Origin of the sequence: Paenibacillus sp. H1-7, assembly GCF_022354825.1 — a bacterium.
Lineage (GTDB): Bacteria > Bacillota > Bacilli > Paenibacillales > NBRC-103111 > Paenibacillus_S.
The window spans coordinates 3,642,046-3,654,889 of record NZ_CP031168.1; the positions used below are offsets into that span (position 1 = coordinate 3,642,046).

Here is a 12,844-nt window from a genome sequence, read left to right on the forward strand (position 1 = left end):
AATTACAATTCCGAAAAACGGAATTTAAATTGAGGGAAGAGGAAGGAGTCAAACAACAATGAATGGGCAGGCTCAAGTTTTGGAAGTAAGGAGCAGACGTGACATCGTCGATTTCATCAACTCCAATCCGGTAAGTAAGCCGGGATTTAAAATTATTTTGTTGGCGCTGGCAGGCGTGTTTGTCGATGCCTATGATTTCACGAGTATCGGGATCGGGACGGCTCAGCTGCAGCAGCAGTTTGGTTTGACGGCAGTCGAACTAGGAAGCTTGACGGCCATTATGGCTGTCGGTTCTTTATTGGGAGCGGTATTCGGAGGCTATTACACCGATAAATTCGGCCGTAACAAAATGTTCTTGATCGACTTGTTTCTTATGGTGTTTGCTGCCTTCGGCGCAGCGCTCTCACCCAACTTCGGGACGCTGGTCTTCTTCCGGCTATTAATGGGCATAGGGGTCGGACTCGACATTCCGGTTGCTTTAAGCTTCATCGCGGAGTTCAGCAATATGAAGAAAAAAGGGGCAAACGTGACGCTATGGTGCCCTCTGTGGTTTAGCGCTGCCTCTGTTACGGGATTAATTGCACTGCCGTTTTATTTTTTGAATCAGCATGAATACATTTGGAGATGGTCCGTCGGCCTTGGGGGCGTATTTGCACTGATCGTTTTATTCTTACGGTATTTCTATATGAATGAAAGTCCTTTGTGGGCGGCTCATCATTTGTCGCTGGAAGAAGGCGCTAAGGTTATTCGTAAAACGTACAACGTCGAAGTTCGCGTCAGTCCCGCTGCCAAAGAGGAATCGAATACGAAGAGCAGTGCAAAGCTGTCCTACATGGAAATTTTCAAAGGCAAATACAAGCTTAGAACTATTTTGGCTTCGGTGATCACCTTTACGCAAAGTATGGAATATTTCGCTGTTGGTTTTTATATCCCGACCATTTCCACGATTCTTTTCGGCCAAGGGGTCATTTATGCCATTACGGGCACGATTGTTTTCAACTTGTTCGGGGCGCTCGGAGGATTTCTCGGCTCTTCCTTGAATACCCGTTGGGGCGTTCGCAAGCTATCTATTGTTGGTTATGTTATTGCAGCTATCGGTTTGCTCCTGATGGGTACGGCAGGGAATTCCTACGTTGGAATCTCAGCTGTTCTGTTAGCCGCCTTTATCTTCGGACATGCCTTTGGGCCAGGTTCGCAAGGGATGACCATGGCGACACTTTCTTATCCGACAGAGCTTAGAGGACTTGGGGCTGGGTTTGGTCAAGGAATTACGCGGGTCGGCAGTATCCTGGGATTTTTCCTTTTCCCTGTCGTACTGGCTGTAGCCGGGTTATACAATACGCTGTTGCTGCTGGCTATTGTCCCTGTGCTGGGTTTGCTGGCGACATTGCTGATTAAGTGGGAACCGATCGGAAAAGATGTGGAAAACGAGACGATTGCATCATAACGTCTTTTCATGCAGAGACGGATAATCCTCTTGATTTTTTATCAACACCTACTATAATGATCGTATATATTAAGTTTCGAAATACGGTATTGTAATTCCGAAATACGGAATGGATAAACGCCTTACGTTGATATTCGTTACTTAGCCCCGAGAATTTGTCTATAGTGAGCATGGATATCCATCTTGCTAGGGCCTCCTTGGGGCTAGCCTATTTTTCAATTACACTATAGGGAGTTATAGTTGAATAGGAGCTCTGATACTTGTTCTTCTTCCCGAAGAAGTCAGGTATGAAAAGGAGATGATAGTATTCGTTATGTTGAAATGTCTCCGTTAGGGGATTGTGCCATCACGGTAAAGCTCGGCGATCAGGTAGATGTGGAGACTCACACCAAGGTCAGAGTGCTTTCGGATTATTTGACGCAACATCCTTTTAACGGACTGATTGAATTTATTCCTGCGTTTACTTCAGTAACGATTGTGTATGATCCCTTGCTGCTTTTTGTCAACAACAGCAAGGAATCACCTGCGGGAGAGATTCAGTATCCATATGACCTCGTGAGAAATCAATTAATAACCATATTGGAGCGGCTGAATGAAGGTACGGTGCCTGAACCAAAGGTTGTTGACATACCTGTCTGCTATGGCGGCGAGTTCGGCGTGGATTTGGTGCATGTCGCGGAGATCAACGGGCTCAGCACGGATGAAGTGATCCGAATTCATTCCGGAGGGCAGTATTTAGTGTATATGCTGGGGTTCGCTCCGGGCTTTCCTTATCTTGGGGGAATGGATAAGCGGATTGCAGCTCCACGGAAGGAGTCGCCAAGGTTAGCGATTCCGCCGGGGACCGTTGGAATTGCGGGAGAACAGACGGGCATTTATCCGATCCAGACGCCGGGCGGCTGGCAGCTGATCGGACGTACGCCATTATCGCTGTTTTTACCCGATAGGCAGCCTCCTACCTTGCTGGAGGCAGGTAACCTGATACGATTTTACCCTATCACACGTGAACAATATGACCGGTGGGGGGAATGAATCGATGACAATTCATGTTCGCAAGCCAGGCTTGCTGACAACGGTGCAGGATGCCGGAAGGTATGGTTATCAAAAGTATGGTGTCATCGTAAGCGGCGTGATGGATAGCTTTGCTCACAGGACAGCCAATTTGTTAGTAGGGAATGATGAGCAGGCAGCCTCACTCGAGATGACGATCATTGGTCCGTCACTGTATTTTGAAGCAGCTGCATTGATTGCGGTCTGCGGATCCGATTTTTCCGCCAAAGCGGACGGTATGCCGGTGCCAATGTGGAGGCCGGTTTATATAAAAGCAGGGACGACGCTAGAGTTCGGCCCCTCCCGCGAAGGCTGCAGAGGCTATATAGCTGTATCGGGGGGCATGGATGTCCCGAAGCATATGAATAGCTACTCCACCTACCTTCGCGCGGGTTTCGGGGGCTTCGAAGGCAGGGCGCTCAAGGAAGGGGACTTGCTTCAGCTGAAGCCTGCAACGGCACTGGGAAGGAAGATGCTGAGACGCCTAGAGTCCGAAGCTGGCGAGACGGCATTTCATTCGGTAAAGTGGCGAGTATCCTATGAGACCCTGCCGGCCTATAAGCCGAACCCGGAAATTCGGATAATCCCCGGAGCGCAATACGATTTGTTCGATTCGGACTGTATCGAAGCCTTGCTGTCGTCGGAGTTTAAAGTGCAGCCGCAGTCGGACCGGATGGGGTACCGGTTGGCGGGGCAGCCGCTTGCCATGCTTGAGCGGAAGGAGATGCTGTCTGAGCCGGTGACGTTCGGAACGATCCAGGTGCCGCCGGACGGGAATCCTATTGTATTGATGGCCGACAGACAGACGACGGGCGGCTACCCTAAGGTGGCTCAGGTCATTACGGCGGACCTGCCTCTATTGGCGCAAGCGCAGATCGGGAGCGGCGTGCGGTTTAAACTGGCGGATCTCCATGAGGCTCAGGAGGCTTATCTGCTAACGGAATGGAATTTGATCAATTTGAGAAAGAGCATTCAAATGTATTTCTTATAAGGAGGCATTTTTCATGAGATATGTCGATCTGAATTGTGATATGGGCGAAAGCTTCGGGGTATATAGTCTCGGCAGAGATGCGGAAATTTTATCTTTTGTCACATCGGCGAATATCGCCTGCGGGTTTCATGCGGGGGATGCGGGAACGATGAGAAAGACGGTCAAGCTGGCTCTGGAGAACGGAGTTGCGATCGGTGCTCATCCGGGATTACAGGATTTGATCGGCTTTGGCCGCAGAAGGATGGATATTTCCCCTCAAGAGGCTTACGACATCGTCGTATACCAAATCGGAGCGTTGTATGGATTTGTCCGGTCCGAGGGCGGTACGATGCAGCATGTGAAGGCTCATGGCGAACTATACAATATGGCGGCGGTGAATCCGAGCCTGGCTGAAGCCATTGCCGAAGCTGTCTACAAGGTTGATCCCGCGCTGATCTTATTGGGTCTTGCGAACAGCGAGCTTATCAAAGCGGGGGAGAAGGCCGGACTGCGTACAGCGAGCGAAGTATTCTCCGATCGGACGTACCAGTCGAACGGATCCTTAACTCCTAGAAGACAGCCGGATGCAATGATAACGGACGATTCGGAAGCGGTGAATCAAGTGATCCGTATGGTCCAGAAAGGCAAGGTGCTTTCTCGGCAAAATGCAGATGTCCACATTCAAGCGGATACCATTTGTATTCACGGCGACGGTGTGCATGCCCTTGAGTTTGCCCGAACGATTCATGAAGCATTGCAGAAGGCAGGCATTACCGTTCAACCGATCGGACAAACGATCTCCAGCAAATCCTGACACAGATAGGAGCATGATGATGAATCCTTTGCATATACAGACGGATGTCTTGGTAATTGGCTCTGGGGCCGCAGGGATGATGGCCGCCAAAGCGGCTGCAAACGAAGGAGCCAAGGTTGTTTTGGTCGATAAAAGCTTGGTCGGCCGCGGAGGCGCCACCATCCTGGCACAAATGACCGTGGCGGTAGCGTTGGGTGAAGCGGAAGAAGATAATGCAGATATTCATTTTGAAGATACAATGAAGGGCAGCCGCGGGATGGCGGATCCGGAAATCGTACGGACCATAGTGGACCGCGGTCCCGAGCTCATTATGGAAGCGGAAGGCTACGGGGTCAAATGGGCCAGAACACCGGACGGGAAGCATTCTCAAGTCGTCGCGCCGGGTCATTCACGGCGCCGCTGTGTCTACGTGGATATATTGAACACCGGAGGCGCCACCTCGGCAGGGCTTAGAAAAGCGATTTGGAAGGACGAGTCCATCGAACGTTTAAAAAATATCATGATCACGAAGCTGGTTATAGAAGACGGTACTGTCGTGGGAGCTGTAGGTTTTGCTATGGAGACATTTCAGCCCGTAATGATTGCGGCCAATGCCGTCATCCTGGCGACCGGCGGACTGACGGAGATTTATGAAAGAAACAGCGCATCGGCGAATATGACAGGCGACGGATTCATGTTGGCGGCCGAAGCCGGAGCCGAGCTGCGGGATATGGAAATGGTGCAATTTTTCCCGATAGCCCATCTGTATCCGCCGCTGGTCGGTATCGACCCGATCATGTGGGATCCTTTCCGTTACAAATTAGGCGGGCGGCTGTTAAACGGCAATCTCGAAGAATTTATGGATAAATACAATAGCGAAGTTGCAGGAAAGTATACGGCAGCGCGAGATCAGACTACCTTCGCTATTTTTAAAGAGGTTGAGGCCGGAAGAGGGACTCCGCACGGAGGCGCCTATCTCGATTTTCGCATGGTGCCGGAGGAGCAATTGAAGGAAGCGTTCGGACCGGTCATTCAAATATTGAAGAACCAGGGCGTCGATTTGACCAAAGACATGGTCGAGGTAGCGCCGATGGCGCACTTTACGATGGGCGGAATTCGCGTCAACCGTACGATGGAAACGACTGTGCCTCGCTTATATGCCTGCGGCGAGCTGATCTACGGCATGCATGGAGCGAACCGGTTGTCGGGTAATGCGATTACGGAAGCGTTAGTAACGGGCCGAATTGCTGCGGAATCCGCAGCGAAGGCCGAGCGTCGTCAGGAGCCGTCGGGCCGTCTGCAGGCTGAGCTGGAACAGGAGCTTCGACGGCTGGAACAGCTGTGGCATCCTCGTGAAGTGGATAAGGATGAGGTTTCGATGCTCTCCGTAAAGCGCGAGCTGCAAGAGTTGATGTGGGAAGGGGCAGGGCCTTTACGTACGGAGACGAGCTTGCGCGAAGCGCTGGACAAGCTGCGTGAGCTCAACGCTCGCGTGGAAGGAATTGCCTTGGCCCGACAAACCTATTATGCTCTGACCTTGGTGGAGAAAATAGAGCTGCTCCATATGCTGAAATTGAGCGAATCGATAATTATCGGAGCTTTGGCGAGACGGGAGACGCGCGGCGCTCATGTTCGCCTTGATTATGATCATGCTTATGACACTGCGGTTAGCACCACATTCCGGCTCGAGGCCGAAGGTGAATGGACGATGAAGGAAATTCCACTGCCTCGTGCGGCAGACGTCTGAATAAAGGGGGATACAACAATGTCTAACGTAAGATTACACGTGGTCCGCGGCGATTCCGAAACCGGCAGAACCATGGAGGATTACGAGGTGCCTTATCAAGAAGGTATGAGTCTGCTGGATGCGATCTTCTGGATTCGTGAGCATAAGGATACATCGTTCTCCGTAAGGTACTCCTGCAGATCGGCAAATGCATGTAAAGAGTGCATGGCCGTTGTGGATGGAAAAGCCGGTTACCTGTGCAGCATTCGGGCTGTTCCCGACTCCCATGTTCATATCGAGCCATTGACAGGTCTCCCTTGGATTAAAGATCTGATCACCGCACTGGAATAACCGGCGGTAAACCGGCTGTCATGCCAAAAGATCGAACTCATAAATCAGCGGCGGTCTAGGACGCTCTACGTCCTATGCTGTCGCTGTATTTTTTTGAGCTTTGCGCGGATTGCCCCCTTTGAGATTAAAATAAGCGGGTTATCCTATCAACGGGCACCAGCCGGATTCGGAAGGGATTGGAAGTCCCCGTAGTCTCATTGGATGAGACCTTCCAGACAAATTTCGACTAATTCTTTCGTTGTCTGTCTCCTCAAAGTACTTTACAATGGAGTCAAATCACGTCGGGGGGGAAGCGAGATGTGGAAAATAAAACGGGGCAAGGCGGGCGGACATAAGGTGTTTCTGCGGCTGTTGGTGCCCAACCTGCTGTTTTTGCTGCTCCCGCTTCTTGTCGGTTGGGTCATATACAATCAAACGCTTCAGGAAATGGAGAAGGAAGTAACTGCCGGCAACATAAGCATGCTTCAGCAGAGCAGGGATATTCTCGACCGGAGGCTGGCTGAAATCTCATCCATTGCCATGCAGCTTGTGGGCGATACGAGAATTATGCAGTTCCAGCACATTACCGAACCGTTTCAAGGCTCCAACATCAACCGCATACTCGATACGCGCAAAAGTCTCAACAACTACAGTCTAACGAATAATTTTATATTCAATTTTTTTATTGTATATAAAAACAGCGAGCTCGTGTTCACCGAGAACAGTACGTATAAGCTGCCCGAATTTTATAACAACTTTCGCTACGGGCAGATGGAGCTTGATAAATGGAAGCAGATGATGGTAGGCGATTATCATCAGCGGGACGTGCTTCCCGTCCAAAGTGTGACGATAAATGGAACCGCTTACTCACTGATGACCTACATTCATTCGCTCGGTTATCCTGGCTATCCGCAAGGCGCGGTGGTCATCACCGTCGATAACCGGGAAATCCAGAAGCTGCTGGGCGGATTAAAGCCGTCCGGAGAAGGCTGGGCGTATATTATTGACGATACGGGCCAAATCCTAACTTCCACGGCCTCCAATGCGCCGACGAGCTGGATCGACCGCAGCAAGCTGCTTGGCAAGCAGGGGAATATGCTCGAAACCATAGACAACCAGCAAATGATGGTGACGTACACGAATTCCTCCTATAACGGCTGGACCTATCTCGTAGCTCAACCGGCATCCATCGTGTTGAAAAAAGTGCTGTATATTAAGAAAATTACGTTTACCATGGCGTTTGTGTTTCTGGCGCTGGGACTTCTGATCGCTTATTTGCTCGCGTACCGGAACAGCCGGCCTCTCAGCACGATTATGGATACCATCATCGATCGAATGGACGGAGATGCCTATTCGGAGCCCGATGCGTACCGATTTATACGGGATTCCGTAGCCAAGCTCATCGATAACAACCGCGAGCTGCAGGACAAGATGAAGAAGCAGGCGCCGTTTCTGCAAGCCGCCTTGTTCGAGAGGCTGTTGAAGGGCGATTTCCTGTCCACCAAAGATACGCCCGTTCTGCTGCAGCACGTCGGAATCGAAGCGCAGGGCAATTGCTTCGCCGTTGCCATTCTTCAGCTGCGCGGCTATGAGAGCGGCTTTGACCGCAGTCTGCTTGAAGAGCTGGATGTAAAGCGGGTCAAGATCAAGGACATCCTTCGCCGCGAGTTCCAAGGGAATATTTATTGGCACGATGTGGCCGAGGACCAATTCGCCCTCTTATTTGCGTTTGCTTCGAGCAAGACGGAGACCAACGTGTCTTACTTGAATGAAATGCTTCCTCATGTGCTCGAACTGATCCAGCAGCAGGTTCATGTCGCGATATGTCTGGCTGCGGGAAACATGTACGACGAGCTGCTCAATGTCTCCCGATCCTATGAGGAGGCAAGGCAAACGCTCGAATATTTAACTTGGCGAAATCAGATAGGCGTCATGAGCTATAACGAGCTGCCGCAAGAGCAGAGCGGCTATTTTTACCCGTCGGATTTGGAAATGCGGCTCAGCAACCTGGCTAAAGCGGGGGAATGGGAAGCGGTGGAGACGCTGCTGCAGGAGCTGTATCAGATCAACTTCGAAGAGCGACGGCTGTCGGTACCGATGCTGCAGCTTTTTATGAACGAGATGCTGGGCACGGTCGTGAAGCTGCTGCCTCAGGTGCAAATGGACGAATGGAGCGTAATGGAGCGGATGAAGCAGCTTCCTGCGGAAGCGGCGAGCTACGAAGGGCTGAAGAAAAACTTTGCTTCGCTCACCAACGTGTACAGGCAAGTGTGCAGCTTTGTTAACGATCATAAGAAGAGCCAGAACGTGCAGCTGCTGGAAAGCATCGTAACCCGCCTGCATGAAGGCTTCGCATACGCGGATCTGAGTCTCGATTCCGTGGCGGATCAGCTTGGCATATCCAAAGGGTATTTATCACAGTTTTTCAAAGAGCAGACGGGCGTTAATTTCTCCGACTACCTGGAGGATTTGCGGATGACGCAGGCGAAGGAGCTGCTCGTACGCACCGATTTGCCGGTTTATGAGATCGCGCTTCGCGTGGGCTACAGCTCGTCCAATACGTTTTGCCGCGCCTTCAAGCGGTTGAACGGCGTGAGCACGACGGCATTTCGCGGTTCTCATCCATCTTGAAAGCGCATTCTTAACATTTGAATATGAGCTGAACGATTGCACATCGGCATTCTGAACAGATGCACATCGACCGTTAAGCTATCCTATATACATTCAACGGCTACCAAGCTATCTTGATAGCAGGGCAGCCGTTGATTCTATGGTACGGTCTGTGTATACCCTGCAAGCAAGTGATCCATAGCGCAACCGCCGCTACCCATATCACAGTTCTTAAAGGGGATGAATGAGAAGAAGGAGGTGAGCAATTGGAAGCGCTAAAACAAACAACAGGAGTACAATCAAAAGCCAGCGTAATGACGAGAAGCAAATCGCCGTTTTCCAAAATTCGCAAAGGATGGAGGCTGTACGCACTCATAGCATTGCCGCTTATTTATATTCTTATTTTCAAGTATGTACCGATGTACGGCGCTCAGATTGCTTTCAAAAACTTTATCGTCACGAAGGGTGTACTCGGAAGCGAGTGGGTCGGGTTCAAGCATTTCATCCGGTTTTTTAATTCGTACGAGTTTTGGAGATTGATGAGCAATACCATTGTTTTGAGCGTGTACAGCTTGATCGCCGGGTTTCCTTTTCCTATTATACTGGCGCTCAGTCTGAACTACGTAAGACACAAATTTTTTAAGCAATCGGTTCAAATGATCACCTATGCGCCGCATTTCATATCCGTCGTCGTTATGGTCGGCATCATTCTGGAAATGTTGGATCCGCGCAACGGGATCGTCAATACGATACTGAGGTTTATCGGCCTGGATACGATCAACTTCATGGGGGTACCCGAATACTTCAAGTCCATATATGTATGGTCCGGCATTTGGCAGAGCGTTGGCTTCGGCTGTATCATCTATTTGGCCGCGTTGTCGGGGATCGATCCGTCGCTCCATGAAGCGGCGGTCGTGGATGGGGCTACGAAGGTTCAGCGGATGTGGCACATCGACATTCCGGGTATTATGCCTATTGCCATCATTATGTTGATTATGAATACGGGACATATGCTGGATGTCGGCTTCGAGAAAGTGCTCCTGATGCAAAACCCGCTCAATTTGCGGACGTCGGAAGTCATCGATACTTATGTATATAAGGTTGGTTTGGCGTCGCAGGCGCTGAATTATTCTTATTCTTCCGCTATCGGCTTGTTCAAATCGGTAATCAACCTGATCTTGCTTATTATCGTTAATAAAATCGCCCAGAAAACGAAGCAGGCTAGCTTGTGGTGACCAGGGGCCGGAAAGGAGAAACCAGTGGAACATTCGAATATTCAGGAAAACCGAAGCGACAAGATGTTTACGATCATTAATTACACGATATTATCTTTGTTTCTGATTACCATAATGTATCCTCTCATCTACATTGTAAGCGCTTCAATAAGCAGTTCGGAAGCTGTCATTTCGGGAGCGGTATGGCTGTGGCCGATCGATCCTACGCTCGATGGGTACAGTGCCGTCTTCAAGCACAAGCTGATATGGAGCGGCTTTATGAACTCCATCTTCTATACGGTCGCAGGAACGGCGATTAACGTCGTCATGACCATTTTGGCTGCGTATCCGTTGTCGAGGAAAGATTTTTACGGAAAAAATGTGTTCATGTTCCTGTTCGTGTTCACCATGATGTTCTCCGGAGGGCTGATCCCGACTTACCTCGTGGTCAAAGATCTGGGGCTGCTGAATACGACTTGGTCGATGCTGCTTCCGGGCGCGCTCGGGGTATGGAACATGATCATTACGCGCACCTATTTCCAGACAACGATTCCCGATGAGCTGCTGGAAGCGTCTCAGCTGGACGGCTGTACGGACTTTCAGTTTATTTGGAAAATCGTGCTTCCTTTGTCGGGTCCGATTATTGCCGTAATCACGCTGTTTTATGCCGTCGGGCACTGGAACTCTTATTTCAATGCGCTTATATATTTGAAGAATCAAAATCTGTACCCGCTGCAGCTCGTGCTCAGAGATATTTTGGTGCAGAACGATGTGGATTTGAACATGCTGATGGACGTAGCGGAGCAAGCGAAACGGGAAGGACTCCGGGAGCTGTTGAAATATTCGTTGATCGTGGTAGCTACGGTTCCGCTTCTCGTTGTGTATCCGTTTGTTCAGAAGTATTTTGTTAAGGGTGTTATGATCGGGTCTTTGAAAGGGTAAGAGCGTGACCTCGTAATCTTATAAATTCTATTGTGGTAAAGAAACCGTCTAGGAGGGGTTTGTTTGAAAAAAATGACGCTAGTCATGCTCTCGATCCTGTTATGCTTCGGAATTGTATTAAGCGCATGCTCCGGAGCCGACGCACCTGCCGGCAAAGATACCGGAAAAACGCCGAGCGTAGCCGTAACGCCTGCCGGGCAGCTCCCGATAACGAATGAGAAGACAACGATTAAAATCCTTGTCAAAGGCAGCGCATCGGTTGAAGACTTTGCCACGAACGAGTTCACCAAATGGCTGGAGCAAAAAACGAACGTTCACATTGAATGGGAGGTAGCTCCTGAAAAGTCGGCTACCGAGAAGCTGAATCTGGTTCTGTCGAGCGGCGACTATCCGGACGTCATTATGGGCTTCGGCGTATCCCCGACGCAGATGATGATTTACGGCAGCCAAGGCGTATTCCTTCCATTGAACGATCTGATCGACAAGTACGGGGTTGAAATGAAAAAAATGTTCGACGTCAACCCGTTCTACAAGGATCTGATCACCGCGCCGGACGGCAAAATTTACGCGCTGCCGCAGGTTAACGAATGCTACCACTGTATGTATCAGCAAAGAATGTGGATTCATAAACCGTGGCTCGACAAGCTCGGACTGAAAATGCCTACGACCACCGACGAGTTCTACGAAGTGCTGAAAGCGTTCAAAACGAAGGATCCGAATGGCAACGGCAAGGCGGATGAAATTCCATTGTCCGGTTCGATTCAAGCCGGCAGCAGCCACTTGTTCTCGACTCAAATGCTCGATTCGTTCATCATGAATGCGTTTATTTATGATCACGGAGATAAGAAGCTGTACTTGGACAACGGCAAAGTAACCGTTCCGTACAACAAGCCGGAATGGAAGGAAGGCTTGAAATATTTGCGCAAGCTGTATGCCGAAGGCTTGATTGACCCGCAGGCATTGACGCAGGATAACAACCAGCTGAAAACGCTGGGCGAAAATCCGGATACGGTTATTCTCGGAGCTTCGAACGGCCATAATATGGGTTCGTTGACAACTCTGGGCGGAAGCACCGGCAGATGGCTGACTTATGTCGCCGTGCCTCCTCTGAAAGGTCCGAACGGCTTCCAAACTGCTGCATATCATCCGTATGTGGTCGGCAACGGGCAGTATGTTATTACGAAAAATGCGAAAAATCCTGAAGTGGCGTTCCGCCTCGCCGATTTCTTATACAATTCGCCGGATACGACTTTGAGATGGTATGCCGGACGTGAAGGAACCGAATGGCGCTATGCGGAAAAAGGCGAGATCGGTATTAACGGCAAGCCGGCGATCTGGAAGCAGCTGACTCCATGGGGCGGCGTACAAAACGTGAACTGGGGCCAAACCGGTCCGAACTACCGCTCCAACGATTTCCGTCTCGGTGAAGTTGCGAATCCGGATCAACCGCTGGAAGTCATTCTGTACAACGAAACGAAGCAGAAGATGGAGCCGTACCAAATGAAGATCGATAAAGTTATGCCTCCGGTCTTCTTCACGGCGGACCAGGCGTCGGAGCTGGCCGATCTGGAGAAAACGATTCTCGATCATGTCAAAGAGATGATGGCTCGGTTTATAACAGGCGACTCGGATATCGATAAGAACTGGGACGCATATGTGAAAAATCTCGACAACATGAATCTGAAGCGTTATCTCGAAATTTACCAATCGGCGTATGACGCCAAGCAAAAGAAAAAATAACGGCTTCTTAAGCGCCCTTCAC

Annotated in this window: 10 protein-coding genes; all 10 read left to right on the forward strand. The window is 50.2% G+C overall.

Annotated features, from left to right (window positions below; genetic code table 11):
* The first annotated feature begins 58 nt into the window (after positions 1–58).
* Entirely contained in the window at positions 59–1,447 is a 1,389-nt protein-coding gene (locus tag DVH26_RS16305) for an MFS transporter (RefSeq protein ID WP_239634825.1), read from the forward strand.
* A gap of 321 nt (positions 1,448–1,768) precedes the next feature.
* On the forward strand, positions 1,769–2,479 hold the full coding sequence (pxpB, locus tag DVH26_RS16310) for a 5-oxoprolinase subunit PxpB (protein WP_239634826.1): 711 nt from the start codon (positions 1,769–1,771) through the stop codon (positions 2,477–2,479).
* 4 nt (positions 2,480–2,483) lie between these two features.
* The gene (locus DVH26_RS16315) at positions 2,484–3,488 is read left to right on the forward strand and encodes a 5-oxoprolinase subunit C family protein (protein ID WP_239634827.1); all 1,005 of its coding nucleotides are present in this window, start codon (positions 2,484–2,486) and stop codon (positions 3,486–3,488) included.
* A gap of 13 nt (positions 3,489–3,501) precedes the next feature.
* The gene (locus DVH26_RS16320; protein ID WP_239634828.1) at positions 3,502–4,281 is read left to right on the forward strand and encodes a LamB/YcsF family protein; all 780 of its coding nucleotides are present in this window, start codon (positions 3,502–3,504) and stop codon (positions 4,279–4,281) included.
* A 19-nt stretch (positions 4,282–4,300) separates the two neighbouring features.
* On the forward strand, positions 4,301–6,007 hold the full coding sequence (locus DVH26_RS16325) for an FAD-binding protein (protein ID WP_239634829.1): 1,707 nt from the start codon (positions 4,301–4,303) through the stop codon (positions 6,005–6,007).
* An 18-nt stretch (positions 6,008–6,025) separates the two neighbouring features.
* The gene (locus DVH26_RS16330; RefSeq protein WP_239634830.1) at positions 6,026–6,337 is read left to right on the forward strand and encodes a 2Fe-2S iron-sulfur cluster-binding protein; all 312 of its coding nucleotides are present in this window, start codon (positions 6,026–6,028) and stop codon (positions 6,335–6,337) included.
* A 297-nt stretch (positions 6,338–6,634) separates the two neighbouring features.
* A complete protein-coding gene (locus DVH26_RS16335) occupies positions 6,635–8,947 on the forward strand; it encodes a helix-turn-helix domain-containing protein (RefSeq protein WP_239634831.1) in 2,313 nt (770 codons plus the stop codon).
* Between the two features lie 293 nt (positions 8,948–9,240).
* Positions 9,241–10,161: an ABC transporter permease gene (locus DVH26_RS16340; RefSeq protein ID WP_379453540.1), complete on the forward strand. Its 921-nt coding sequence runs from the start codon at positions 9,241–9,243 to the stop codon at positions 10,159–10,161.
* Positions 10,162–10,185: 24 nt separating this feature from the next.
* Positions 10,186–11,082, forward strand: coding sequence for a carbohydrate ABC transporter permease (locus tag DVH26_RS16345; protein ID WP_239634832.1), 897 nt, complete (start codon positions 10,186–10,188; stop codon positions 11,080–11,082).
* Positions 11,083–11,154: 72 nt separating this feature from the next.
* On the forward strand, positions 11,155–12,822 hold the full coding sequence (locus DVH26_RS16350; protein ID WP_239635393.1) for an ABC transporter substrate-binding protein: 1,668 nt from the start codon (positions 11,155–11,157) through the stop codon (positions 12,820–12,822).
* Positions 12,823–12,844 lie beyond the last annotated feature (22 nt).

Coding starts and splice junctions, on each gene's coding strand:
- DVH26_RS16320 (WP_239634828.1), top strand. CDS start 3,502: ATGAGATATGTCGATCTGAATTGTGATATGGGCGAAAGCTTCGGGGTA.
- DVH26_RS16325 (WP_239634829.1), top strand. CDS start 4,301: ATGAATCCTTTGCATATACAGACGGATGTCTTGGTAATTGGCTCTGGG.
- DVH26_RS16340 (WP_379453540.1), top strand. CDS start 9,241: ATGACGAGAAGCAAATCGCCGTTTTCCAAAATTCGCAAAGGATGGAGG.
- pxpB (WP_239634826.1), top strand. CDS start 1,769: ATGTCTCCGTTAGGGGATTGTGCCATCACGGTAAAGCTCGGCGATCAG.
- DVH26_RS16330 (WP_239634830.1), top strand. CDS start 6,026: ATGTCTAACGTAAGATTACACGTGGTCCGCGGCGATTCCGAAACCGGC.
- DVH26_RS16350 (WP_239635393.1), top strand. CDS start 11,155: ATGACGCTAGTCATGCTCTCGATCCTGTTATGCTTCGGAATTGTATTA.
- DVH26_RS16305 (WP_239634825.1), top strand. CDS start 59: ATGAATGGGCAGGCTCAAGTTTTGGAAGTAAGGAGCAGACGTGACATC.
- DVH26_RS16315 (WP_239634827.1), top strand. CDS start 2,484: ATGACAATTCATGTTCGCAAGCCAGGCTTGCTGACAACGGTGCAGGAT.
- DVH26_RS16335 (WP_239634831.1), top strand. CDS start 6,635: ATGTGGAAAATAAAACGGGGCAAGGCGGGCGGACATAAGGTGTTTCTG.